We start from the raw sequence: 25,124 nt of genomic DNA, 5'->3' as shown, positions 1-25,124 counted from the left end.
ATACCGCGCAGCAGCGCCGGGCGTACCGCCCAGGGCACGCTCCTGGAAGATTTCCGCATCAGCGCCACCACCAGGTGGTGAGGCCCAGATGCTGGCCGATCTGCACCGGCGTACGGGCAGGCGCGCGCACGGTCGTGAGGCTGCCCGTCGCGGCAACACCCTTGCCGCCCGTGATGTAACCGCCGTCGATCACGCCGTCGCCCGTGAGCGTCACGAGGCCGTTCGCGGTGAAGCCGCCGCCCACGTCCGCCGCGATGATCTGCGCCCAGCTGCTGCCGAAGAACGCCTTGAAGCCGCGGTCCTGGTTCAGCGCCGAATAGCCCGTCACGCCCTGTGCGTAGGTCACTGGTGCGGTGACGTCGATGTTGCCCAGCGCGAACACGTTGCCGCCGACGTTGCGCGCCACGGTGCCGGCGGTAATCGCGATATCTGTTCCCGACTGGATCGTGCCGCCGTATGGCGTCACGCTGCTCGACGCGCTCGCATGACAGACGATCCAGCAGCCGCGCGAATAGCCCGCCTGTCCGGAGAACACCGCAGCATTGGTGAACGCCTGCTGCGCCGTGATGTTCACGGCGGCGTCGTTCGACTGGATGATGCCACCGCTGTTCGTGACGTTGCGCCCCGAGATCGTGACCGGACCGCTGGTGGACGCAATATACGCAAGCTGGTCCGGCTGGCTGACCGTGCCGTAGTCGACGTCAAAGCCGCTGGTCGTGTGCGTGAAGAAAAGGAAGCTGCCGCCGCGGCGGGAATATGCGACCGGTTCGCTACCGGAGGCGGCGCCCGTATGGTCGATCGTGTTGAGCACATCACTTTGCCCGGTCAGGCTCACGGCCTGGTTGGCGAGAATCCGCGCGTTGTCGTTCGTGATATCACCCTGTGCGGTCAGCAGCGTCGAGCCGTTGGCCGCGAAGAGGATCCCGAGGTTCGACGGGGTCGAGCGGTTCGTGATGCTGCCGGTCGCTCTGAGCGTCACATCGCCACCGCTCGGGCTGCCGTCGGATGAGACGGAGCCGGCCTGGATCAGGCTGCCGGTGTTCGTGATATCGCCGATGCTGGTCAGGCTGACCGCGTTGCCCGCCGTCAGCGTCGACGGACCGGTCGCGTTGTCTGCGAGGGTGATCCCGTTCGCGCTGACCGTGACGTTGTTGGCGGCACTGATCTGCGCACCCTGCAGCGACAGTGCACCCGTCGTCGTGAGATTGACGTCGTGCTCGGCCTTGATCGAACCCTGGGTGGCGCCTCCGCCGGCGCTGATATCGCCGGTGGCGGACACGAGCACGTCACCGGCGCTTGCGTAGAGCTGTCCGAGGTTGCGCACGCCGGCGCCTTTGTCGGTCACGATGAGTTGCACACGGCCCGCGGTCAGGCCGCCCAGCGCGGTGATATCGACCGCAATGCCAGCATTGCCGGTCCCGGGTGACGTGGAACTGGCCAGCCAGTCGTGACCATTGTCGTTTGACGAGAAGCTGGTGTCGTACGTGTTCGTGCTGTCGCCGACGATCGCGCGAATTACGCCTGGTGGTGAACCTGGGCTTCGATAGCTGTTCGTCACCGGACCGTTCACGGCCAGCTGCTTCGCGATCAGGTCGAGGTTCAATAGCGTGCCCGACAGGCCGCCCGCGCCGATCGTGATCGTTCCGCCGTTCGTCGTCAGCACGACGTTGCGCTGGGTGACGCCGGGTGCGAGGGTCAGGTCATTGAAGCTCACCTGCCCCGTGGAGAGCACGACGTGCCCGGCGTTCACGAAGCTGCCACCGTCCACGGTGATGCCGTTCGGGTTGGCCAGGATCACATTCGCGCGCGGACCCAGCACGCCGATCGCGCCCTGGATCAGCGACGGATTGGTGCTGGTGACCTGGTTGACGATCGTCCGTGCGTTGATGCCAACGTTGTTCAGGTCAGCGCCCGCCTTCGACACATTGAACGACGAGTAGGTGTTGTTCGAGACACCGCCGGTCGCCAGCGCAATGTTCACGGTCTGGTGGCCGTTCGCTCCGGTTGAAACGGATGTCGCCGTGCCGCCGTCGGCGACGATGCCAGCGGCGATTGCCGAGCCCGTCATGCCCGAAACCAACCACGCGATGGACGCCGCCTTCGCCATTGGATGTAACGTCATTCAACAACTCTCATATTTAAATTGGATTGCTAATACTATTTAACTATTTTTCACGAACACAGGCATTTTCCAAGCCGCCATTAGCTTTCTGAAAATCAGCGGTGGCCGTGCGAATGGTTGGAGATTGATGCCTGAATTTCTTCTACTCGCGATCTTCCCCACTCAATTGGCCCGCGCCTCCCGAACCTCTTGGCCGGATTGGTGGGGTCGACAAGCAGGGCATCACTCATTGCCGCCAAAGCGCTCGATGCAGCCAGCGCCGAAATCAGCTCCTGCGCTTATCTGTCACTCGCACTGCACAGGCGTAGGAGATTGCTCTCCAACGGGGAGAGACCAACCTCATGCAGTTCGTCCGCCTCAGTCGGGGCCGCAGGACCTTTCGCAAGCTCATCTGCGGCCGTGCTATTTGTGGCAACTCGTCACTAGCTCCGACGTTAACGACAGGGCTGGATCAATCCCGGTAGTCCTCGAACTCCCATGCGAAAACGCGCGCCAGCTTCCGTGAGACTTCACTCCAGCCACCGCCGCTGCACCCGGCGACGTAACTGTGAATGAAAGGTTCAATGGACGAAAAATCGTTTCCCGAACGATCAGAGAATGGCATCCCCAACGGGGTTCCCGTACGGTCTGACGGAGCCATTCTGGTGTGCAAACGCAAAGTTCGAAATCATCCGCGCCGGGCTTCTCGTCGGATCCAATTCGAATACGAAGATTTAACGAAAAGCATGCTGGGTTCTCCGGTGAAAACGTCGTGAGATCTAACTCGTCACAAGAAATGCTCTTTACAACAGCATGCATCGCATATTCCTCAGTTGATCACATTGAGGTGGCCGTTGCTTACTTTCACGCGCGCCCCTGTAACCGCATGACGGCTCGACAACGTCGCCATGCTCGGCATATACCCAAATCACGACTGACGCCACGTCCCCCAATCAAGCAAATACTGCTTTGATATATTGCCGAGCTGTCCATCCAAACGCCCCCAGAGGACTGGGTCACGGGAAGCTCGCGTGTAAAGGGACTCCAATAGCCCCGTCGCAACGAGAGTCTTAAGCTCATCGTTTTTTGTTTTCATTCCGAGCTCGACCAAGTTGAAAACAAAGATTCGTTCGTCAAATGAAAAGCGATCAAAATTCTCTGCTATAGCTTTGCCGAGCCTAGAAAAAAGGAGCGTCCTAGGAATGTCTACACCCCATTCTTCGACGGCTTCATCTTTAGCCAGGCGAAGGGGTTCGACCTCGGTTAGATCAGAAACGAATTCATTCCACGTATTCATTATTTTCCCTTCAGTGCATTTTGCAAGTCGCGCAGGACGTTCTGCGCCGCGGAACGATCACTAAATGATGCGTTGGGATTTGAGTCCAACCACCTCTGAAGCGCAACTGAGTAATCCACGGCTTTCTGAGTATGAAACACTCCTCCGACAGGAGTGCCGGTTTCGGTCTCGTAGCGAACGGCGTCAGCGGTACTACCTGTTCCAATCTTAGCTCCATCGCGATACAGATCATCCATAAGTCCACCGAGCTTTGTGTCAGAAACGGTAGGCTTTGACATGGCAGCAGCTAAATCGTCGGTAAGTTTGGGGCCTGTTGCCGCATTCGCCGTACCATTCGAAGTTGTGCTTCTACTGTCACCTTGAGTCTCGTCACTGCCCCCTCCGCTGGAAAGCGTCGCCGTGTTCGGCACATACCCCGATGCGCCCGGTGCGGCGCTCACGGACTGTCCTGCCGCCGAATTCACCAGCACCGCCCCCGGACTCGCAGCCGGCGGCTCACCACCTCCCATGCCCGCGACTGCGTTCAGCCCGTTCGCGACGCCCTGAGCTGCCAGGCTCGAAGGGGATTCCGACATCTTGGCCTGAGCGCCGGCCTTCACTAGCCCGATGAACTGGTTGCCCAACGATGCGGCGCCATTGCCCAGCCACGTCATGGTGCCTTGCGCCACATTCCACAGGTTGGTCGCCAGGCCGCCCGTTTGGACCGTGCCTGCCACGTGCGGATCAGCGCCGGCGTTATTCCATGCCTCGTTCTGCGCCGCTGTCGCCGCGCCGTTCACGTTCACTCCAGCCAACCCCGCGAGAACGCCACCGGCCAATGTCGCGAACGCGCCCAATGCGGCCTGCTGCCCGAGATCCAGCGGCGCGCCCGTCGGATCGATCGCCTTGATGAAGTCGGGTGAGAACGCCGCACTGGCGGCTCCACCAATGGCACCGCTGGCACAGCCGGTACCGCTCGCCGCACTGGCCGCGCAACCCAGGGCAGCGTGCACCGCCACATAGCCGAGTTCACCCTGCGCACCGGTACCAAAGTCGCCGGCCGCGTTTGCATTGCCGATCGCGTACGCGCCAGCCGCCGCAATATCGCTGATCGCATCGTTTTTCAGATTCGTCAGGAAGCTGCCGCCGCCAATCGCGGTCTGCACGCCAGCCTGTACGGTCGCTTCGGCTGCGATCGCCGCGCCTTGCTCGAGCAGGGTACCCGCCGTGGTGGAACCCGCCATCGGTACCAGCGCGCCACCGACATTCTGTACACCCGCCAGGGACGCCAGGCTCTCACCGCCCACCGTGATGCCGTTCGTGAGTCCGGCAGTCACCATCGCAATACCGCCTGCCTGAAGCATCGAGGCCGTACTGAACGAACCGGTTGCCGCCTGCCCGAGCGCACTGCTGGTCATCCCCGCGATACCGGCGGACAACGCCATGTTCCCAAGACCGGCGGATATCGCCGGCATGAACACACCTTCAGCCGTCGTTGTGGCCGCTGTTCCGGCCGCAAAGGTACTGCCTGCGGCCGCGCCACTGCCGATCGCAGCCGATGCCGCACCCGCCGTGATGACCGACGCAACCACCATGACGAACAGCATCCCGACCTGCTGGAACGCACCGCCGGTATCAGCCAGCGACGTGAAGGTGGTATGCAGGTCATTCGATACCGTGCCCTGCGTGAAACTGTTGCCCAGCTGAGCCTTCAGGGCAGCCAGTTCCTGCTGCGTGCCCGCCGTGTCCACCGTGCCGTCGGCATTGAGCTTCTGGAGCGCCCCGCCGATCTGGTTCACCGCGTCGACGTTCATCTGGTAATTGCCCGCCGACATGAAGCCGCCCGGCTGCACCTCAGTGCCAGTGGTCGTCAGGAGGCCAGCGACGCTGCCGAGGAACGTGTACTGCGTGCCGATATCGGTCGAGCGCTGCTGGTTCGTGAGCGTCCCGCCGTTGACGGTCAACGTGTCGGTCGCGGTAATCGACCCGGTGTTCAGGATCGACCCACCGCCCGTCGCAGTGAGAGACACGTCCTGTCCGGTAATCGTGCCGTCGTGCTGGACCACCGCATAGTTCTGCGGCAGGTAGACCTGCGGCATCAGCGCGGTGACCGTTGGGCAACTGGCGTTGCCCGTTGCTGTGCACCCCGGCTGCGGCACCGTCTCCTCTACGTACCACAACATTGGAGCGTCAAGCGCGGCAATCTGTGCCTGGGTCAATGCGGTGCCCAGCGCAAGGTTGTTCGCCTTCGCGTACTGGATCGCGTTGCCATACAGGACCTGCTTCTCCTGGTTCGCAACCGATATCTGGTTCCGGTTGTCGAACGACAGGCCGCTGATAAAGCTCGCCTGACCGGTCTGCGTAAGCGCTGCCTGCTGCAGGACCTGGTCTTCGGTGAACGGGTCGTAATAGAACTGCGTCGTATCCGGCCGCAGGCTGGCCGGCAGGCTCGCCACCAGCTGGGCCGGACCAATGCTGCCCATGACCTGCGAGGCGGGGCTGCTGACCAGATAGGTCGCGGTGCCAGTGGTGCCTGCGGCGGCGCCTGCGACGGTTTGCACCGGTGGAGTGGCGGGCACCGACGCCACGCTGGCGCTGGTGGGCGAAGCCGGAACGCTGACGCTATTACCCGTCACCGCAGCCACGGCGCCAGCGCCGCTACCCAGGGCCGAGCCCAGTGCACCGCTGGAGGCGCTCGCGATGGTTCCGGCGGTCGCGGACACAGTCGCCAGGCCAGCGCCGATCTGCCCGGTGCCACTCGCCAGATTCGCCGCCTTCGTGGCCGCCACAGGCGTGCCCACCGGACCCAGCGAAATGACCTGCTGCGAGGCGGTCGCCTGCGGCGTATAGACGGCGGGCGAGGTAAGGCCATTGACGATCGTCGCGCCGGTGAGCGCGACCTGCTGGCCCATCACATTGCCGGAGTTCTGCAGTTGGCCACCTGCGGTGACCGACAGCGACGGTGCCTGGATCGTACCGGGCAGGCTGGCGTAGGGTGTGGGCGGCTGGATGCCTGCGCCCGCGTGATAGTCGCTGCCAAACAGCGACGCGCAGTTCACCACCGTGCCACAACCGAAGTTGTCCGGCACGGAACCGGTGCCGAGCACGGGAGCCCAGCGGCGGTCGTGCCAGTACGCGTTGAGCGTCTGGTCCTGGTTCGTGATGCCCGCCACGGCTGTAATGCTCGCCTGGCTCCCGGCGGTAACAAGACTGCCCGTATTGGCCACCGACCCGGCACTGATCGAGAGGTTGCGATTGGCGGTGATCGTCGATGCGTCGCCCGACTGCTGGTCAACGAAGGCATCGCAGTAGTTACCGAGAGCGCCGCTACAGCCGAACCGCGCGGTCAAGCCGTAGTTCTGATATACCTGCGCTGGAGCCGACAAGGTATTGGTGAGCGCTGCCGTGCTGATCGCGATGTCACGGGCGGCCTGGATGTTGCCCGATGTGTTGGTGACTGCCGACGCCTGCGTAAGGTTCGTTTGCGGATTGTTCAAGTCCGTGTTGTCGCGCGTCGTACCGGCTCCGCCAATCACGACGTCCCGCCCCGCCAGCAGGTTGCCGTAGGTGTTGTTGACTGTCGGCGCTGCGATGACCAGATCGCGTCCGGCGAACACGGTGTTATTGGTCTGCGTGTAGCTGTAGGTCTGCGAATCGATCCGGTCGCCGTAGATGTTGGCCGAATCGTTGCCGGGCCCAAATGTCGCGTAGTTGTGCAGCAGTTCCTGGGCAAGGGCGGCCTGGGTCATCGCGTTCGTGAAATCCTGCCCCGGACGCTCAAACATCAGCTGCTGGTTCGGATACGAGATCATCGTCGAGAAGTAGCCGCAGTCCGCCGCGGAAACGCCGGCAGCACATCCCGTCTTCGACGTGACGGTGTCCGTGTGGTAGCCCTGATTCGTAAAGCTGCTGGCCGTGACGCGCAGGTCCTGCCCCGCGTACAGACTCCCGGCGTTCGTGAGGCCCGCACCGGTGCCGGTGAGGGCGAGATTGTTGCCCGCCACAATCTTGCCGGCGTTCTGGCTCGTATAGACGGTGACCGTGGATGTCTGCGCGGCCGGCGGTCCGGTTGTCGGGATCACGTTCGCTGGCACGGTCACTGCGCCAGTCGGATTGTCCAGTGCATCGACGGATTCAAGCATCGCAGCGAGCGTGCCAGCCGCATATGCGGCTTTGAGTTGCGTGAGGAAGCTCGCATATGAAGTGGCATCGATGCTGTCGGTGATCGTCGTGACGGCCGCGTCGCCGCCATTGTCGAGCGACGCAACGTTGAGCGTGACGTTGTTGCCGGCCGAGATCGTGCTGCCGTGATTGTTCAACGTGCCGGTGGTGATCGACAGGTCGTGCCCGGCGGCAATCACACCGCCCTGCCCGCTGGGCTGCGTCGTCGTGGTGGTCTGCGTGACTGTTGGTAAGGCGATGCCGTTGAACGTGCCGCCGCTCAGGTCGGCCGCCGTCACGGCCGTCGCGGAAGCCGGCTGCATGTCACCAACGCGGCCGGTGATATTCGTCGTGAATGTCTGGGAGCCTGTGACACTACCGTCTGCGTAGGACAACTCGGTCATACTCAGGGTAAGCGATCCCATCGGCGCAGACAGGAGCGCCGACTCCAGGCCCGCCGCGGCAATGGTGGTGGCCGAGGTCGTCGTGGTCGTCGTGTTTGCCCCGGCCCGGCTGTTGTTCACGTCCGCCGCGGTGATCGTGATGTCGTTCCGCGCGGTGACGGTGCCGCCAACATTCGTCAGATCGCCTGACAGGTTCGCAGTCAGATTGTGCCCCGCCGCTGTCGACGCCCCGCTGTTGTCGTAACTGCTGCCATTGAGATTGACGTCGCGTACCGCACTGACCGTACCCGCGTTTGTCGTCGCGCCCGTGAGATTCACGTCCTCGTTCGCGAGGATCGATGCACCCGCCTGATTGACGATCGTGCCGGACAGATTGACGTCGTTGCCGGCAGAGATCGTGCCGCTGTTGGTCAGCGTGCCGTTGGTCGACAGCGTGATGTCCCCCGCCTTGCTGATCGTCCCGCTGTTGCTGAAACCCTGCGTCGCGTTGATCGACACGCTGTTGCCCGGGATCGCCCACGTGCCGGAATTGTTCAGCTGCTGGGTGTTGATCGTCAGCGCATTGCCGAGATTGATCGTGCCGCTCGCGGCAGCCGACGGGTCGAACGCCTGGTTCTGCAGGTTCAGCGTGAGATCGTGCTGCGCGAGGACCTGGCCGCCGGCGTTATTGAACGTGCCGTTGCCGCCAGTGACCGTGATCGTCGCATCGCCCGGCGTGCCCGGACTGGCCCGATCGGTGCTGCCCGCGAACAGCACACCGTTCTGGTTCCCAGCCAGATTGCCTGTCGTGACGTTCAGCGCGTTGGTACCGATGATCGCGCCGTTGTTGTTCGCGAGGCTACCGTTGGCGGTGACCGCCGTCGTCAACCCGGCGATGACGCCGGCGTTGTTCAGGTCCGTCGCGTTGACGGTCGTCGAGGCCGTCGAGACCAGGTTCGCGCCGGATCCGTTCGTGACGGTTGCACCGGTAACCGTCAGCGGCCCGCCCGCCAGCACACTGCTGGTATTCGTCACGCCATTGGCGCCGGTCAGGTTCGCCGCGCCCTGGACGAGCGTCTTGCTGCCTCCAGTCGTGAGCTGGTTGCTCGCGCTCGCCGTCAGGTTGCCGCCGATCAGCGCCCCGCCGGTCGAAACGTTGGCGCCCGACAGGGTGGCATCCTGCACGACATTGAGTTGTCCGGCGGACAGGTCGAGCGTGTTCTGCGCGGCGGCGTTCAGCGTGCCGGATACGGTGGTCGTGCCACCCGTGATGACATTCGTACCGGCCAGGGTTGCGTTGCCCCCCACCTGGGTAGTGCCGGTCACGGCCAGCGTCTGGCCAGCCGACAGGGCAGCGTCCCCCACCGACTGCAGATTGCCCAATGCGCTAAGGTTGCCCGACTGCGCCGTCAGCGTGGTCGTGCCGAGGCTGGTCGTGCTGCCTGCGACAGTGAGGTTGCCGGTTGCCTGTCCAGCCAGGTTGCCGCCGCTCAGCACCGCACCATTGACGGCCAGATCTCCACCGTTAGCGCGGAGCGTCGCGTTACCAACCGTCGTAACCGCACCAACCGCCACGTTGCTGCCCGCCGTTGCGTTCAGGTTGCCGCCCGTCTGGACCGCACCCGACAGGTTGATCGCCTGTCCGGCTCCCACTGTCGTGTCCTGCCCGAAACTCGCGCTGCCGCTACCGGACAGATTGCCGCCAGCGTTCAGTGAGCCGGTTCCGTTGCCGGACACGTTGCCCGACACGGTGAGATCGGTGCCGGCCGTCAGCACAGTATCGCCGCCTGCCGCCGCGTTGCCGCCGAGCGCCATGGCCTGGCCCGCTGTAGCGCTCAGGTTTCCGTTGGCCGTCACCCCGCCGTCCACGATGGCGTTGCGCGCAGCGGTAATGATCGCGTCCTGACCGGCATGCACGGTACCGGCGACACCCGCATCCTGGCCCGCGCTGATGGCGACCGTGCCCGGACTCGAAATCGCGCCGAGCACCGCGACCGTGCCCGCGCCCGACGTCACGTTCGCATTGCCCTGGCTGTACACTGTGCCGCCCAGGTTCACACCCTGCTGGCCACTCGCACTCAGGCCTCCGAGCGTCGTCACGCTATCAGTGGTCAACAGCGCGCCATTCGCCGCGGCGAGGCTCATGTTGCCAATCGATGACGCCTTGCCCAGGACGGCGGCATTACCACCAGCCGCCACGGTCAGCGTTGACCCGGTGGTCACATCGCCCGCCAGGATGGCGTCCTGACCTGCGGTGACCTCGACCGCGCCAGGCGCGGAGACCGTTCCACCAAGCAGGGTGCTACCGCCCGACCTGGTCGTGAGCGTGCTGCCGCTCTGCAGCGCACCACCCACCTGGATGTCCTGTCCTGCATTGAGTGATACGGCGCCCTGCGATGACGCGACGCTGCCTTGCCCAGTGATCGAGCCATTCTGTGCGGCGATGGTCACCGGACCCCGCGCCTGGGTGGTGCCGCCCAGTGCCGCGTCCTGTGCGGCGGCAACAGACAGCGCGCCGTTGGTCTGGACGTTGCCGCCAACCAGCGCACTGCCGCTTTGCGCGGTCAGTGACGTGTTGCCGACACCGGAGACCGAGCCGTTGATGGCTGCGTTGCGCCCGCCGCTCAGATCCACCGTGCTGCCGCCCTGAACGGCACCATTGACGGTCAGGTCGCGTCCCGCCTGCGCCCGGATCGTGCCGGGCACCGTCACTGACGAGTTGAGTGTCAGGTCGCCGGTCTTCGTCTGCAAGGCAAGATCATGGGCGGACAGTGACCCGAGCGACATCGACTGGCCCGCTGTCAGGTTCGCGCTGCCGTTGGCCGCAACCGATGTGGCCGAAAGGTCACCGCCCGCGTTCATCGAGACGTCCTGCCCCGCTGACACGGAGCCCGTCGCATTAATATCACCACCGGCGTTGACCGTATAGTTCTGGTTCGCGAGCCCGGTGCCTGTGATCGTCGTATTGCCCGCACTGGCCAGATTGACATTCTGGCTGCCGAAGGTCGGGCCAACCGTGATGTCGCCGTTCGAATTTACATTGACGTTGCCCGCGGTTGCCGCGAGCGCACCCAGGTTGCGCGCCCCCATCCCGGCGGCTGTGGACACGATATAGATCTGGCCGCTGGTCACCGAGCCATACTGGCTTGCATCGATGGCGACGCCACCGTTGCCGATGGCCGCTGCCGTATTGGCTGCACCGTTCGATGCCGTGCTGTAGCTTGTGCCAGTCGAACCTGCCGCGGCCGGGCTCACGAGCTGGTTGCCCGCGATGAGGTTGACGCGCTGGTCAGCGCGCAGCGGCGCGTTGAGGTTGATCGTCTGCGCGAGCACATCGATATTGCCAACCGTGCCCTCGATGCCAGTACCCGGGCCGTTCGCGCCCGCCGGACCGTTGATCGTCACGTTGCCCGAGGTGACGTTATAGGCAAGCGCGCCCGCATTGGTGAAGCTGGTTGAGGTGCCACCGACACCAGTGAGAAACTGCGGCGTCCCCGTCGTCAGCACAAGCCCCGGCGCGTTGGTCAGGGAAAGTCCATTGACGGCCAGGCCGTTCGGGTTGCTGATGATCACGGTGGCCGGACTGCCGAACACCTCCAGCGGGCCGACCAGGGTGGAAGCTGGGCCGGTTGACGTCACCTGGTTGATGATCGTACTGGCGGTTCGTCCCGCCAGATTCGGATTGGCAGCGAGCGTGCCGCCAAGCAGTGGCGTGCCACTCACCAGACTGTTGTTCAGCACGAGGCCAGAGCTGTCAACGCCGAAAGTCTGGTAGCTGTTGACGCTTATCCCGTTTGCATTGGGCTGCGCGATGTTCACCGCGGGCACGCCCGTGCTCGTCTGCGTGATCGCAGGCTGGAACTGGACCGGCGCGCGCGGATCGACGATGGGTGCAGCCTGCGCGACTTCGTCGAACAGGAAGGCGACCGGGCTCAGGTACATTACCGCCGCCATCACCCACGCAGTCGAGCGCATCCAAAAAGGACGGCGCGTCTCCGCGCTCAGTCTGCTGTTCGCAATGTAGCTGGCGCCCCGCGCAGCGTTACGTTGTACTAAGCTGTTGAAGCTTTTCTGGATCGGCCTGCGCATGGGAATGCCATATTTTATTGTTCGCGTTACTCGGGACCGCTTCGCCGCGATTGTAGCGAATAATTTACCTGAGGAATATCACGCCCGGTAAGCCTGACAATATTTGATAACTTTCTGGCAACAAAAAATTTGCCGGGTCGCTTGCCATCAATGCTGATCCGTCGCGCGATGGAATCAGTCAGCGTCGACTACTGGCGCACTGGAGTTCCGGCGCCGGCCTTGAGCCTCTCCGGCGATTCAGGCGTACGGGACGTACCCTCTTCGGCCCCCTCCAAGGGTTCGTTTCGGGTAATGCGGTAATCCTTCACCACGACGCCGCGTTCGCTACCCGCATTGACAACCGCAGGCCACACCCAGGTCACCGTGCTCTCCCAGCCGACGGATATGACCACGACGCAGATGCGTGCGCGGCGCCGAATGCGAGCCCAGAATGCTGCCATCGACAATCATCGGCACCGCCTGTCCGATGATCGACAGCGGCAGCAAGAACCACTCGCGCGGCCTGATGGGCTTGCCGAAACGATCCTTGATCTCGATGTCCAGGCTGGCCCGGGCGAAGAGATCGTGAAGACTGCGCTCGAGCCGCGACCGATGCGTTCTGCATCGAGCGTTTGAGGCGAGTCCGGCCGAGCCGATGGCTAGCAATCCGCTACGTGTTCAGGCGTCATCCAGGCTAACGTGAGTAGCGCAAATACCGTCGTGCGCGTGCCGGTCCAGGCAAATCCGAACTGGAATTCTTCTTCATTGGGTGTACAGACCGGAGACATGGTTGACGAACGTGCGAGGACATCGTTGACACTTTATGGTCAGCGGTTTTCGCTCCTCAGGTCAAGGGTGAGGATGCGGTGATGGGCAAACCAGAATTCAAATACGCCGTCTTCGCCGTCCTTTGCGCGTGCTGCAACCGGCAGCCGGTAAAGTGCTTTCGAGACCTTCAGGCGCCGTCCTTCAAAGCGTAGCTCGCCATTTGCCTTGACCCGCAGCACCACGTCATCCGGGCCGTACTCCGGCTCGCGCAGGACCGATGGAAACGCCCGCGGGCTCGGCTGGTAACGGCTCATCGGAGTGTCCATGCCGATCGCCTCGTGCGGGCGCTCGCAGTTATAGATGGTGCGCCAGCGGTCCAGTTCGCGTTGCACGTGCTGCTGGGTGGCGAAGCTCCGTTCGTTCAGCACTTCGGCCTTCAGCGTGCGGTGAAACCGCTCGTCCTTGCCGTTGGTCTGCGGATGGTAAGGCCGGCTGTAGCTGATGCGGATCCCCAGCCGGATCAGCCAGACGGCCAGTTCGGTGAGCTGCCCCGGGCTGCCCGGTGAACCCCATGGCGAACCGTTATCGGTGTTGATGCGCAACGGCAGGCCGTAGTGGCCGAATGCCTCGCGCAGGCCCGCCTGCACCGTGGCCGTGTCGGTTGGCCCACAGGCGCGCAGCAGGATGCTGAAGCGCGAGTGATCGTCGAGCACCGTCAGGGGGCTACAACGCCCCTGCTCGAGGGTATCGAAGTGTCCCTTGAAGTCCATCTGCCAGAGGACGTTGGGCTGCTCGTGCTCAAAGCGCTTCCAGGGTTCACTCATCGCTGAACCGGCCGGCAGGATCAGATTGTGCCGGTGCAGGATGGCTGTCACGGTGCTGGGCTGCGGCACCGCTTCAAAGCCCAGATCCCGCAGGCGCCGGCTGATCTTGCGGCCGCCCCAGCGCGGGTGTGCCTGACGCAGGCGCACCACCTCCTGCTCCATCTCAACGGTGGTCTTTGAGGGACTGCTGGCAGGGCGCCGCGACTGATCCGCCAGCGCGTCCTCGCCACGTCTGAGCCATTTGTAGCCGGTCTGCCGGCTGATGTTAAAGCGCTCGCACAGTTCGGTGACCGTGAGCGTGCGCTGACTGGCCAGATGAACAAATTCCTGTCTGAGGCTCATGGTGTCTCTTGCGTTCCAGGGCATAGTCGGGACCGGGCGTTTTCGTACCCGGAAGTGTCAACCATGTCCTCGCACACCTGTCAGCTATGTCCCCGGTCTGTACAATTGGGCAAAACGAAGATGCGCGGCTCGCCCCGCACTTCCCCTGCCAGCCAGCATTGCGTGCGGCGTCCATCGCGTCGTCCAGCTCCGCGTCGACCTGATCGGCAGCCGCCGCACCCACGTCCGCGAGCAGCCGGTCCTTCCATTCGCTCATGCTGAACATGCCCGCAAAGCTGGATGCGCTTTTTTCGAATTCGTATACGTGCCACACCATCGTTTCAGCTCCTTGCAAATGAAACGGTTCATCCAGGCGTTATCGGCACGATGCGTCATTTTCTGAAGGGCGGAAACGGCGCCAAACGCTGCGCATGACGATGGTTCGACTCGAACAGCGCTATAGATCAGGGCCTATGTGGCGCGGCATGGGATCGAGGTCAAGCACCATTGGTTTAACTCGATCACGCGAGAAGCGCAGATGCCGGATAACGAGGCAAAGCCGGTCCACAACCGGCTTCCTATATCCAGCCCCAATTCCGAGGCGGCGGACAGTGCGCCGCCCGGTTCAACCACCCGCGGCTGACGAAACTTCCAGCGACTGGCCACGCAGCGCCTTCAACGTTCACTCGCATGCATGCGGTTCAACCGGTCGATGACCTCTTTGTTCGGGCGGAATTGAGTCGACATGAGCCTGGCCGCGCCAGTTCCTCCGCTGGTTTCCACAAGAAGTCGCGAAGACCGAATTCTTCGCCGAGGCCTCCCACTTCATGGTCATCGAAAACGCTCATGCCGTCGATTGGCGATCTTCGAGGTGGGCGCTGGTGATTGCGTTTGCGGCTCGAACCGGGTTTCGGGAGGCGCGGGCAGCCTGAACATCTACGAAAGCCGGTCAACCGGCGAACGGGACCAGAAAGACCATGTCGAATTTGACCTTGGCACTGGCATTCCGGCCACGTGTCCGGCACAAAAGGAGAGATACGTGATCATCAGGATTGAAGTTTCGGATGCGGAACTCGAAGAAATGAACTGCTCCTCGGACGAATTTGAGGAACAGATCCGTGACCAGCTGGACAACGGCGTCGTGACCAGCGACGGCGGTGCCGGCTCTGACTGGATGGCGGAGTACGAGCTCGAAGTCGTCAAAGTCCGCTGACAGCGCTCGATGACCAGGCGCAATACTTCCACATTGGCTTCCCAGGAAGCGGCAAAGCACCGGATCTGCGTGCGGCCGAGCCGCTGTTCGCGGCGACACGTACGGCCGTGAAGACCGTGCGCACAGCGCAGACGGCACACCGACCGAAAGCACACCACCGGCGGATGCGCGTGAGTGGCCGGCGTTCAGCGACGCCGCTCAGCGCCTCGCCTTCGCGGCGCGCATTCCGAGTCCGAACGCGATCGTGGCGGCGGTGGACTGAGCCATAGCAGCACGCGCGGCGCTCGAAGCGTCCGACTTGATGGGTTTATGGCGACGTCTTCCTGGCCAGAACGTAGTAATACGATCGGCCGCCCTGATCGGAGTATTCGAGAAGGTAATCGCCATCAGGAACCGTCATGGGTTCGAACGTGGTTATGATTCCGCGCTCCTTGACTGTGCGATCCAGATCCGTTGGCGTACTCAGGCTGTAGAAATTGACCCCATAGGCGGGCGAGTCGCACGTCATGGCCGAATAACTCCTGCTTGCCCAACCGCGACACTTCTTGCCGGACAAAAGGGCGGATCCGGAAGTCGGGCTCGTCAACGTGATGTCGAGCCCGTCAGAGCCATAGGCTTTGCGAATTACCGCACCCGTGAAGTGGCGATGATTGCGACGGCTATCGACAATGTCGTAAGTACCAGCCAGGTTAACCGTGGCCGTATGCAAATCGGATTTCCGTTCCCCAACCGGGCGCGGGTCGTGGTAGGTCAGGCAACCGTACAGAGCAAGTGGCAGGCAAAGCGCTGCGAGGTAACAAAGGCGCATAGTTGTTGAAGTGCTGCGCGGCTATCAACGATGCCGCTTTCAGGATCATCGTCGAGCACTTTTCGAATTTGATCGAGGGCGTGCTCCGATGGATTTTCAACTATTTTCATTGGTCTTTTAAAATATCACGTTGAGGTTCAGCGTGCACTTTTGAGGAAGAGTATCACCAGAATAGCAGCGCGATCGCGCCGTCACCCTATGGCGGGCTGTATTTTGCTTGTGATTACCCACTATTTTCACGCCCTAGCCAGTATCCGATCTGGATGTCGACAAGCCGATGCATGCCGCGCCAGATGACCTTATTGCCGGGCGGTGGATCGTTGGCGCGTGCGAGATAGCCACCCAGCTGGGCGAGCTTGATGAGGCAGCGTGACAGGGGAGGCGCCTGTGCGGTGCGTGCTGTGTCCTTGACGAGCTGCTCAGGGAGCGTCACCTCGGTTGCAGTAAGCGCCACCTCCGATGGAGCCTCTGGTGCAGATCGATTGATTTCGGTGAGCCAGAATACGCGCCAGGCAAGGATGCAGAAGATGGCGATCAGGTTGGTCAACCGGCTGGCTGTGCGTAACTGCGACTCTTCAGCCTTGCAGCCCGACTTCAGGTTTTTGTGAAACGTTTCTATTTTCCAGCGCATCGCGTACCAGTCGATCTTTTCGATTGCATCCACCCGTGAGTTCACCGGCAGATCAGTGAGCAACTTCCATTCGATACGCTTCCGGCCCGCCGGCTCGCTGCGCTCCGTCGCATGGATGACCGTCAGTCTGAGCGCCGGATAGTGCCGCTGCTTTGCGAGGGGCGGCCAAACCGTGAGGCGCCGGTATCTGATCTCCAGAAGCGCCTGGTGAGGGTGCCCTTTGGCGTCGCGAAATTCGATCCGATGCAATCCCTTCACCCGCACCTCTGACATTTCATCCGCAACGGTATGTCCGCCGTCGCCGGCCAGCCTGTTCGTGCAGGTACGTACCAGAAAATGCGTGCCGAGCTCGCAGGCAGCGCAAAACAGTTCAAAGATGTCGCTTTCCCGGTCACCGATATGGACACAACGATCGGGATCGCCGAGTCGAGTCGTTGATTGCCGCGGATTCTCAATCCAGCGAAAGCTTTCCTTCTTCTCGATCGGTATGCGTGTGAAGTTGACCTTGCTGCGCCTGGTCGCAGTGTCCTTGAACTCCTTGCGGCTCCAGAACTTGATGGCCGCCAGCCCGAGCGGCAGGCCTTGCGGCGTCACCGCGAGACTTGAATGCATCAGGATGCCGCACTGCGAGCCTGCCTTGTCGCGACCGTATCTCCCGGCTGCGGTCAGCGTGTTGCTTGCGTAACCGATGAGCTCGGGACGTTCCCTTTCGTACGAAAACGTGGTGGTGTCCTGAAGGACAAGAACCGGTCCATCGGTCGAGGAAAAACGCTGGGCAGTTGCCTGGAAATGTCCACTCAGAATGTCTTGTTCACTGACGCGATCATTGTCCATGAAACGATAGGCTGCCTTGGTATTGGCCCAGTCCTGGCAGGCAAGTGGAATGGTCTGCCCCATGCCCTTCCACAGTTGCTCCAGCAGCATTCCAAACCGCTTATGTAACCGCGCGTCCTGGAATTCGCTTCCTTCAAGGTCCCGCTCAAACCACGCCCGATCTTCTACCTGTCGTTTCCCGGCCATTCTTCTCGCACGCTCGTCGTGACGCACGCCAGGTTACCAGGATTCGCGAAAGAAGTGGGTAATTACAAGTTGCTGAAATGTGTTTACATCTTGTCTTTCGCGTAAGCGGGACAGGATGATTCGAACGCTGCTGAGTGACGACGTATGGAAGAAAGTCGACGCGATCCTGCCGGGCAAAGAAGGCGATCGTGGTCGAACGGCTACGGACAATCGCTGGTTCCTCGAAGCGGTGCGATGGATAGGCCGCACCGGCAGCCCCTGGCGCGATCTGCCGGCCGAATTTGGTCGCTGGCACACCGTGTGCATGCGCTTTTCCCGATGGCGACGCAAAGGCGTCTGGCAGCGCGTTGCTCTCGCGATGGCAGGCGAGACGGAGGTCGACCATATCCTGATCGACTCGACGATTGTGCGAGCACACCAGCATTCGGCCGGTGCATCAAAAAAAGCGGCCCGCAAGCGCTCGGACGGTCTCGAGGTGGCCTGAGTACCAAGCTGCATCTGGCCGTGGATGCGGCAGGCAGGCCGTTGCGACTGGTCGTGACCGAAGGACAGGTCCACGACATCTCGTGCGCGAAGGAGCTTGTCGAGCATCTGCGTGCCAAGGCCGTCATTGCCGACAGGGGCTACGATTCCGATGCCTTTGTACAGGCGGTTCGCTCCACCGGCGCCAAAGTTGTCATTCCGCCGTGCTCTAACCGCAAGTCGAAACGCCGCTACAGCCGGATGCTGTACCGCACACGTAATGTGGTCGAGCGCTTCTTCAACCGTATCAAGCATTTTCGTCGAGTCTCCACTCGTTACGACAAGCTCGCGGACAGCTACCTGGTGTTCGCGTCCCTTGCCTGTGCGTTTGGGCCATTCGTGAAAATGTGAACAAAGCCTAGATGCTATGTGGGAGGGCAGCGACAGAAAGCCCGACTGGAGTAAAACGGGACTTGCACACTCGTTTTCTCCGAAGGAGCACGCAAATGGATACGCCTGACACAGCCCTCCGTGGGCAGAATACGACGGCAGGTGGCCGCCTGTACATGGCTTTTGAACTGGGCGAGAAGAACTGGAAGCTCTCACTGGGTGATGGCCAGCGCGCGCCCAGCCGCTGTACGGTCGCCGCCGGTGATACCACGGCGGTTCTCTCCGCCATCGCCAACGCCAGGGCGCGTTGCCATCTCGGCGCCGACGCATCCGTCTACAGCTGTTATGAAGCAGGCCGCGACGGTTTCTGGCTGCACCGCTGGCTGGCTGAACAGGGCATCGTCAATCTCGTGGTGGATTCGGCCAGCATCGAGGTGAACCGCCGTGCGCGTCGCGCCAAGACAGACCGGCTTGACAGCGACAAGCTGCTATCGATGCTCATGCGCTATTACGCGGGCGAGCGGCGCGTGTGGGCGGTCGCGCGCATCCCCACGCCTGAGCAGGAAGACGACCGGCGCCTGCACCGCGAGCTCGAACGCCTGCGTAAAGAGCAGACCGCGCACACCAACCGGATCCGTTCCCTGCTGGTACTGCACAACCTTCGGGTCCGGTCTGTCGGCGGCCGCATCTGGGCGCACTGGTGGACCCGTCAGCGCGAGCTGCTGGCGCCCGGTCTGCGCGCCGAGATCGAGCGCGAATGTGAGCGGCTCGCGCTGGTGCGCCAGCAGATCCGCCTGCTCGAAGTGCAGCAGGAGCGGCAGGTGCGCAGCGGCGCACATCCCGGCATGGTGCTGCTCGCCCAGCTTGCCGGCATCGGTGCAGGCAGCGCGTGGACGCTCGTCAGGGAACTGTTCGGCTGGCGGCAGTTTCGCAACCGCCGCGAAGTGGCCGGCTGTCTGGGCCTGACGCCCACGCCGTATGCCAGCGGCACCAGCGAGGTTGAACTCGGTATCAGCAAGGCGGGCAACCGGCGATGTCGCTGGCTGATGGTCGAACTCGCCTGGAGCTGGCTGCGCCTGCAGCCCGGCAGCCAGCTCAGCCACTGGTTCAACGAGCGCTTTGCCGGTACCGGCAAGCGGATGCGGCGCATCGGTATCGTCGCGCTCGCACGCCGTCTGGCGATCGCCCTGTGGCGTTATCTCGAGTACGGCGAGATCCCCGTCGGGGCGATACTCAAGCCGCGCGACGTCAACACCGTGAGGGCCTGAATGACTGAATGACATCGGATGCAGCAACAGTATGTAAAGGTCAACGCGCCCGGAACACGCTCGGGCTACCCATTGCGGGTGGCCGTTTCCCTAGATGGGGCGCGTCGGTAACAGGGTAGCTCCAGCGCTTCGCGCATGCGGCATGAGGTGACCGGCCTGTCAGGCCGGCACGGATAGAAGGTCGACCCGGCACTGACGGTCAACAGACACCCTGACCTGAATGACATTGACATGCCAGGCTGCAACAAGGTTTACGCGATGAGCGTCGGTACCGTCCTTTACGCAACGGTCTCTACGGCCAGCCTGCGTCTGGTCATGGTAGGTGACCGCGCAGGCTGGCCGTAGAGACCGGACAAGGAGGTTTACTTCGCATAACAGAATGTTTATCGTGAACCGGGGCTTGACTTTTACTTCCCCATAGAAGAGGGTGTTAGGCACTTTTGTTAAGGACTGCAAAGTGGATAAGCATAAGCACGGAGAAGACGACGAAGTGCAAACCAGCCAGGGTTTCGGGCAATCGCTCGTAGTCTCTGGCCAGTCGACGGAAGCGGTTGAGCCAGCCGAAGCTGCGCTCGACCACCCAGCGACGCGGCAACAGCACGAAGCCCTTTTTCGCCTCCGACAGCTTGATTACCTGAAGCTCGATTCCTTCATCGAGTGCCGCCTGCGCAGGCTCTTCGCCGGTATATCCCTGATCGGCGAACGCCACCTTGACCGTCTGGCCCGTGGCCTGCTGAACCTGACGCGCCAGTTCACCGACCTGCGCGCGTTCCTGTTCGTTGGCCGGCGTAACATGTACAGCAAGCAATTGCCCCAAAGTATCAACCGCCATGTGGACCTTGCTGCCGCGTTTGCGTTTGTAGCCGTCGTAACCGGCGCGAGGTCCACTCTCGCAGGTCGACTGCAGGGTCCGCCCGTCGAGAATGACCGCGCTGGGTTGACCACGACGCTCCTGCGCGATCCGGATGATCGAACGCAGGTCATTCACCATGGCCTCGAAACAGCCGGCCTGAATCCAGCGCTGCGTCTGCTGGTAGACCAGTTCCCAAGGTGGAAAGTCATTGGGCAACAAACGCCACGGTGCACCCGCGCGTACGATCCAGCGCAGCGCGTTGAACATCTCGCGCAGTTCGTAGCGGCGCTGCGGTGCGTCCTTGTTCATCAAGGTCAGGTACGGAGCGGCGAAGTACCACTCTTCATCCGATACATCCGTTGGGTATGGCCTGCGTTTTTTCATTCTGCCAGGATACCAGGTCTGACAAAAAGTGCCTAACACCCTCTTCTATGGGGAAGTAAAAGTCAAGCCCCGGTTCACGATAAACATTCTGTTATGCGAAGTAAACCTCCTTGTCCGGTCTCTACGGCCAGCCTGCGCGGTCACCTACCATGACCAGACGCAGGCTGGCCGTAGAGACCGTTGCGTAAAGGACGGTACCGACGCTCATCGCGTAAACCTTGTTGCAGCCTGGCATGTCAATGTCATTCAGGTCAGGGTGTCTGTTGACCGTCAGTGCCGGGTCGACCTTCTATCCGTGCCGGCCTGACAGGCCGGTCACCTCATGCCGCATGCGCGAAGCGCTGGAGCTACCCTGTTACCGACGCGCCCCATCTAGGGAAACGGCCACCCGCAATGGGTAGCCCGAGCGTGTTCCGGGCGCGTTGACCTTTACATACTGTTGCTGCATCCGATGTCATTCAGTCATTCAGGCCCTCACGGTGTTGACGTCGCGCGGCTTGAGTATCGCCCCGACGGGGATCTCGCCGTACTCGAGATAACGCCACAGGGCGATCGCCAGACGGCGTGCGAGCGCGACGATACCGATGCGCCGCATCCGCTTGCCGGTACCGGCAAAGCGCTCGTTGAACCAGTGGCTGAGCTGGCTGCCGGGCTGCAGGCGCAGCCAGCTCCAGGCGAGTTCGACCATCAGCCAGCGACATCGCCGGTTGCCCGCCTTGCTGATACCGAGTTCAACCTCGCTGGTGCCGCTGGCATACGGCGTGGGCGTCAGGCCCAGACAGCCGGCCACTTCGCGGCGGTTGCGAAACTGCCGCCAGCCGAACAGTTCCCTGACGAGCGTCCACGCGCTGCCTGCACCGATGCCGGCAAGCTGGGCGAGCAGCACCATGCCGGGATGTGCGCCGCTGCGCACCTGCCGCTCCTGCTGCACTTCGAGCAGGCGGATCTGCTGGCGCACCAGCGCGAGCCGCTCACATTCGCGCTCGATCTCGGCGCGCAGACCGGGCGCCAGCAGCTCGCGCTGACGGGTCCACCAGTGCGCCCAGATGCGGCCGCCGACAGACCGGACCCGAAGGTTGTGCAGTACCAGCAGGGAACGGATCCGGTTGGTGTGCGCGGTCTGCTCTTTACGCAGGCGTTCGAGCTCGCGGTGCAGGCGCCGGTCGTCTTCCTGCTCAGGCGTGGGGATGCGCGCGACCGCCCACACGCGCCGCTCGCCCGCGTAATAGCGCATGAGCATCGATAGCAGCTTGTCGCTGTCAAGCCGGTCTGTCTTGGCGCGACGCGCACGGCGGTTCACCTCGATGCTGGCCGAATCCACCACGAGATTGACGATGCCCTGTTCAGCCAGCCAGCGGTGCAGCCAGAAACCGTCGCGGCCTGCTTCATAACAGCTGTAGACGGATGCGTCGGCGCCGAGATGGCAACGCGCCCTGGCGTTGGCGATGGCGGAGAGAACCGCCGTGGTATCACCGGCGGCGACCGTACAGCGGCTGGGCGCGCGCTGGCCATCACCCAGTGAGAGCTTCCAGTTCTTCTCGCCCAGTTCAAAAGCCATGTACAGGCGGCCACCTGCCGTCGTATTCTGCCCACGGAGGGCTGTGTCAGGCGTATCCATTTGCGTGCTCCTTCGGAGAAAACGAGTGTGCAAGTCCCGTTTTACTCCAGTCGGGCTTTCTGTCGCTGCCCTCCCACATAGCATCTAGCTTCTTGCTGACGGCATCGCAAATGCGCTGTGCGGAATAAAATTGCTGGAATCCGGACTGATCGCCCGAAGACGATGTACCCAGAATTCCCTGCGGTTCCCGCACCCAGTGACGACCGGTTAAACCTTGCTCTCACAATGCTGGCAGGGAGCAGGACCTTGCGATTCGTAGGGATGCAACTATCGGGCCTATGCAGATGAAATCCAGCCGCAAGCGAACGCACGGCCTGTGCACCCTGCCGCACCGTTTCGCGCCATCCGAGCGGAGAGCCTACACAACATCAGGCCGCTTTTGCCTTTCTCGCGCAGTACAGCGCCCAGTCGCACATCATCTGTCTGCGTCGCCGGAACATGTCCCCCGACGATACGCGGCCTCGACTTTTGTCATCCACGGCATGAGCGAGCGTCATCTCGGCTATTTCGTTTGGGGACGTCGTACATTCCGCCCCCCCGGTCGCGGAAGATCGAACGAAAGCCATGCACCGTGAGGTCGTTTCGTTTCATGCGCGAAGCACGCCGAGCACTGCCATGTTGGACAGTGATTTGCCTTTCTTCGCGCCCGGAAAGACCAGATCGCTGTCAGCCTCATCAAGCAGCGTGCGCATGAGCGAGAGGGCCGATGCGGACAGTAGAATCCGGTGCGGACGTTCGGCCTTCATCCGTTCTGCGGGAATCGTCCACGTGGCCCCGTCAAGGTCGAATTCGCCGCGCACTGCACCGGTTACCTCATTCGTTCTGCCCGCAGTGGGAATCAGCAGCGCGAGTGCGCGTGCCGGGAGACCGTCCTGAGCCTTCAGGGCCTTCAGGGCCTTCAGGGCCTTCATGGATGCGGATGTTTCGCCGTCGGGCAGCGCAGGTTAACACTGTTGTAGAGCGCCCATAACGAAGACTCCGCTGCCCCGACAGTCCCGCGGAAACGATCGAACCGCCACTGAACACGCATCGGAAAGCCCTCCCCGTAAGCCTTTTCGACGAAATGGGCTGCATGCTCATCCGCTGCAAACGTGGCCGCTGCGTGTACTGCTCGAGCGCCTCGTCAGTCTGACAGGTTCGTCGACGTCGATAGTGTTCGTAATTGCCGCGGCTCGCGCGGACTCACAATCCTTCAGCGCGGGTAAATTGCGGGTAAAAACGCAATTTTTGGACCTCCCAAACTAAAACTATTGAATAAAAACAATTGCTTACTTGTCTTTGTTGTGTTTCTGAACAGTAACTATCATCTGGTTCGTCACGGCGGTTGTCCGTCGGGGAGAACGCCATGAAACTCGCGCATGCGCTACCGTTGAACGCCTTTCGCGTTGAGTTCCGCAAGACGCTCGTCGATCGTATCGAGGTAAGTCTGAGCCTGCGCGGCCATCACCTGCCGAGGATGCGGCGCATCGAGGCTTTCGAACATCTCGATCACGTCCTCTCCGCGCAGCCGCTCCGGGAGCCTGGCGAACGCTGCCCGGATCGTCTCTTCCGGAGATGCTTTTTCCTCGGTGATTCCGTCGGCTTCGTGATCATGCGCCTCGTGCACGTGCGTATTCCGCACGATGGCGGGAAGGATTTCTCTCACCTCATCGGCGGACGTGGCTGCGAGTGTCTTCAGACTCAAGGCGATCTGGCGCAGCAGACCCTGATTCTGCCTTCTCTGAAGCTCTCCCAATTCGTGGACCACGTCCGCGTGATCGAGATGGTCGAGGTCCGCGCCTTCGAGCGCTTCATGAGGCAAGAGGTCTTGCTGAATGGTGGCGTCGAAGGTCCCCTCAGGATGGCTTTCGATGAGCTCGGAGAGATTTTGCGCGACATGCTGCGCGCTCTGCCGTCGCGCGGTGTTGCTGCGTGTCAATTCGGGCGATCGCTCCTCCACCACCTTGTGTGTGTCCAACCGCTTGGAGTCCACCCTGCGAAGCTTGCCGGCTCCATCGACGACCCTCGCCTTAGCGGCGAACGTCACGCTTTTGGGAGCATGCGTCTGCTCCTCGCGACGAAGAAACTCGGTGGTGAGTTTCGTCGGCTGCTCGGCATGCATCAGTTTGCCGAGCGCGTTCTCGGGAAGCGGCTTGCGCTTGAGCACACCGCGAGGCGGCATCGACGATTTCGCAGCAGATGCGGACAACTTCGCGCCGCGCCCCGTCAGGCCCGGCAATGAAAAGTGGAAAGACAGGCCCTTCCTGCCACCTGTCTGGGGAGACTGTGGTGTGCTGGCGTCCCTGGTCGAGGAAGCCTCGGCTGTACTGCCGCGAAAAAAGCGGATGGCGCGCATGGTCGGAGATTCTCTCAACGTAGGCGACGTCTGAAATGCGTCGAACGCCTTCATGGTCCTCGTTGCAAGAACGTAAGGTTTCCGCGCTGGCGAAAAGGGAGCGACGTTCGCAAATATTTGATGCGGGTTGAATAGGAAGGGGCGCAAAGCGATCGGGGCTGGCAGTTGCCATTTCGAGCCCACTGCGCGGCGGGTCGGCATCGCCTCTACTTCGTGAGTCGGCGGCTATCCTCCAACCGC

The 25,124-nt window shown here is 62.3% G+C and carries 15 protein-coding genes and 2 pseudogenes; 3 read left to right on the top strand and 14 right to left on the bottom strand.

Features of this window, described 5'->3' with window-relative positions:
* Positions 1 to 58: 58 nt before the first annotated feature.
* The 7 genes and pseudogenes from CUJ90_RS29260 to CUJ90_RS29235 form a co-directional block, all read right to left on the bottom strand.
* A complete protein-coding gene (locus CUJ90_RS29260; RefSeq protein ID WP_114164453.1) occupies positions 59 to 2,107 on the bottom strand; it encodes a two-partner secretion domain-containing protein in 2,049 nt (682 codons plus the stop codon).
* 466 nt (positions 2,108 to 2,573) lie between these two features.
* Entirely contained in the window at positions 2,574 to 2,726 is a 153-nt protein-coding gene (locus CUJ90_RS33795) for an Imm8 family immunity protein (protein WP_422879715.1), read from the bottom strand.
* A 35-nt stretch (positions 2,727 to 2,761) separates the two neighbouring features.
* Positions 2,762 to 2,920, bottom strand: a pseudogene (locus CUJ90_RS33790) (Imm8 family immunity protein); the annotation flags it as partial.
* Between the two features lie 109 nt (positions 2,921 to 3,029).
* On the bottom strand, positions 3,030 to 3,398 hold the full coding sequence (locus CUJ90_RS29250; RefSeq protein WP_083080807.1) for a hypothetical protein: 369 nt from the start codon (positions 3,396 to 3,398) through the stop codon (positions 3,030 to 3,032).
* Positions 3,398 to 12,010, bottom strand: a complete 8,613-nt coding sequence (locus tag CUJ90_RS29245) for a beta strand repeat-containing protein (protein ID WP_114164452.1) — start codon at positions 12,008 to 12,010, stop codon at positions 3,398 to 3,400. The genes CUJ90_RS29250 and CUJ90_RS29245 overlap by 1 nt, the downstream gene beginning before the upstream one ends.
* 324 nt (positions 12,011 to 12,334) lie before the next feature.
* On the bottom strand, positions 12,335 to 12,655 hold the full coding sequence (locus CUJ90_RS29240; protein ID WP_114164451.1) for a GIY-YIG nuclease family protein: 321 nt from the start codon (positions 12,653 to 12,655) through the stop codon (positions 12,335 to 12,337).
* 161 nt (positions 12,656 to 12,816) lie between these two features.
* Positions 12,817 to 13,947: an IS481 family transposase gene (locus CUJ90_RS29235; protein ID WP_114161853.1), complete on the bottom strand. Its 1,131-nt coding sequence runs from the start codon at positions 13,945 to 13,947 to the stop codon at positions 12,817 to 12,819.
* Between the two features lie 811 nt (positions 13,948 to 14,758).
* Here CUJ90_RS29235 and CUJ90_RS29230 point away from each other — a divergent pair.
* Positions 14,759 to 15,115 (top strand): hypothetical protein, encoded by a 357-nt coding sequence (locus tag CUJ90_RS29230; protein WP_114164450.1) that lies wholly within the window; start codon positions 14,759 to 14,761, stop codon positions 15,113 to 15,115.
* Positions 15,116 to 15,422: 307 nt separating this feature from the next.
* Here the strand turns inward: CUJ90_RS29230 and CUJ90_RS29225 are convergent, their stop codons facing one another.
* The 3 genes from CUJ90_RS29225 to CUJ90_RS29220 all read right to left on the bottom strand — a co-directional run bounded on the left by CUJ90_RS29225 (position 15,423) and on the right by CUJ90_RS29220 (position 17,574).
* Entirely contained in the window at positions 15,423 to 15,824 is a 402-nt protein-coding gene (locus CUJ90_RS29225; RefSeq protein WP_114164449.1) for a hypothetical protein, read from the bottom strand.
* Positions 15,825 to 15,865: 41 nt separating this feature from the next.
* Positions 15,866 to 16,033: a hypothetical protein gene (locus tag CUJ90_RS32725; RefSeq protein WP_161553734.1), complete on the bottom strand. Its 168-nt coding sequence runs from the start codon at positions 16,031 to 16,033 to the stop codon at positions 15,866 to 15,868.
* A gap of 113 nt (positions 16,034 to 16,146) precedes the next feature.
* Positions 16,147 to 17,574 (bottom strand): IS4 family transposase, encoded by a 1,428-nt coding sequence (locus CUJ90_RS29220; protein ID WP_114164448.1) that lies wholly within the window; start codon positions 17,572 to 17,574, stop codon positions 16,147 to 16,149.
* A gap of 115 nt (positions 17,575 to 17,689) precedes the next feature.
* On the opposite strand from CUJ90_RS29220, the pseudogene CUJ90_RS29215 reads away from it, so the two are divergent.
* Positions 17,690 to 18,447: pseudogene (locus CUJ90_RS29215) on the top strand (IS5 family transposase).
* Positions 18,448 to 18,542: 95 nt separating this feature from the next.
* Positions 18,543 to 19,694: an IS110 family RNA-guided transposase gene (locus CUJ90_RS29210; protein WP_114164445.1), complete on the top strand. Its 1,152-nt coding sequence runs from the start codon at positions 18,543 to 18,545 to the stop codon at positions 19,692 to 19,694.
* 430 nt (positions 19,695 to 20,124) lie between these two features.
* Here the strand turns inward: CUJ90_RS29210 and CUJ90_RS29205 are convergent, their stop codons facing one another.
* From CUJ90_RS29205 to CUJ90_RS29190, 4 genes are all read right to left on the bottom strand, one after another.
* Positions 20,125 to 20,931 (bottom strand): IS5 family transposase, encoded by an 807-nt coding sequence (locus CUJ90_RS29205; protein ID WP_114164446.1) that lies wholly within the window; start codon positions 20,929 to 20,931, stop codon positions 20,125 to 20,127.
* A 466-nt stretch (positions 20,932 to 21,397) separates the two neighbouring features.
* A complete protein-coding gene (locus CUJ90_RS29200; RefSeq protein ID WP_114164445.1) occupies positions 21,398 to 22,549 on the bottom strand; it encodes an IS110 family RNA-guided transposase in 1,152 nt (383 codons plus the stop codon).
* A gap of 587 nt (positions 22,550 to 23,136) precedes the next feature.
* Entirely contained in the window at positions 23,137 to 23,460 is a 324-nt protein-coding gene (locus tag CUJ90_RS33490) for a site-specific integrase (protein ID WP_244220064.1), read from the bottom strand.
* A gap of 452 nt (positions 23,461 to 23,912) precedes the next feature.
* Entirely contained in the window at positions 23,913 to 24,938 is a 1,026-nt protein-coding gene (locus CUJ90_RS29190) for a hypothetical protein (RefSeq protein WP_143326506.1), read from the bottom strand.
* Positions 24,939 to 25,124 lie beyond the last annotated feature (186 nt).

Origin of the sequence: Paraburkholderia terricola (assembly GCF_003330825.1) — a bacterium.
Taxonomy (GTDB): Bacteria; Pseudomonadota; Gammaproteobacteria; order Burkholderiales; family Burkholderiaceae; genus Paraburkholderia; species Paraburkholderia terricola.
Note: the sequence above shows the minus strand (reverse complement) of the source record. Positions and strands in the feature narration are given on the sequence as shown.